This window comes from Protofrankia sp. Cas8 (assembly GCF_963555845.1).
GTDB lineage: Bacteria > Actinomycetota > Actinomycetes > Frankiales > Frankiaceae > Protofrankia.
Genome location: NZ_CAUVXI010000322.1, coordinates 3,241 through 4,433 on the forward strand (window position 1 = coordinate 3,241; position 1,193 = coordinate 4,433).

The window sequence follows — 1,193 nt, forward strand, 5'->3', positions numbered from 1 at the left end:
GAAGGTCGTCGCCGAGGAGGACATCCCGTTCCTGCCCAGCAGCAAGGCGGACAAGCGAGGCATCGCCGCCATGCTCGCTCGGCATCGGGAGGCACCGCGCTGACCGCGCCGGCCGGCTGACCGGCGCGCTCCCCGGCGATCGACTGTGTCGATCGCCGGGGAGCCTGCGTCGCAGCTCGCTGGTCGAACGAAAGTTTTCAAACAGGCTCGTACCGGTCAGGCGATCCTGATGATTCCGAATGTCTCCCGGTGTGGGCCGGCGAGCACTGCAAACCGGCCGGTTGGAATGTCCATCGGCGGCATCAGGAGCGACCCGCCGAGTGCCTGTGCCTCGGTGACCGCCGCGTCGGTGTCGGTGACCGCGAAATAGGTCAACCAGAACGACGGGACCTCAGCGGGGATGTTCGGTGGCATGGGCATCATCCCGGCGATCGTCTCGCCGTCACGCTTCCACCCGTAGTACTCCATCGGACCGCCCTGCGCCCCGGAGTCGTCCACCGCCCAACCGAACACCGCCGGGTAGAACGCCTTCGCCGCGGACAGGTCACGCGTGTCCAACTCGTTCCAGCAGAACGCGCCGGGCTCGTTCGCCAACTCGGCGCCCTTGACCTCCCCAGGCTGCCACACCGACACGGCCGCACCCGCCGGATCGGTGAACACCGCCATGCGGCCCGCCTCCATGACGTCCATCGGCCCGGCCAGCACCCGCCCGCCGGCACCGAGAACCGCCTCCGCCGTCTTGTCCACATCATCAACGCTGATGTAGGTGTTCCAGGTCGGGGGCTGCCCCTCGCCGAACAGCGGGCCCAGACCTGCGACCAGCTTGCCTCGGAGCGTGAACATCGTGTAACCGCCCGCCCCCGGGTCCGGTACCTCCTGCGCCTCCCAGCCGAGCAGGCCGCTGTAGAAGGACCTGGACGCCTCGAGGTCGGGGCTACCGAGATCCACCCAACACGGAGTCCCCGCCGGATAGGACATGAACTCGGCCATGACAACCACCTCCTGTAGACACGTCAGACGCTGTAGCGCCTCGCATGGATCGGACGGTAGCGGTCGCCTCCGACAGTTTCCGCGGCGGGCTCGATGAAACGTCGCCGAACATTTTGGCGGTTGACGCGGGAAAGGGACGGGCCGTGTGCTCCACCCCACAGACACGGATCCAGTGGTGGTCGGGCTGACATGCAGACCCCGTA

At 67.6% G+C, this 1,193-nt stretch carries 1 protein-coding gene; it reads right to left on the reverse strand.

The window, feature by feature from the left end:
* Positions 1-216: 216 nt before the first annotated feature.
* Positions 217-990, reverse strand: a complete 774-nt coding sequence (locus U9977_RS26210) for a VOC family protein (protein ID WP_322751950.1) — start codon at positions 988-990, stop codon at positions 217-219.
* Between the last annotated feature and the right edge of the window lie 203 nt (positions 991-1,193).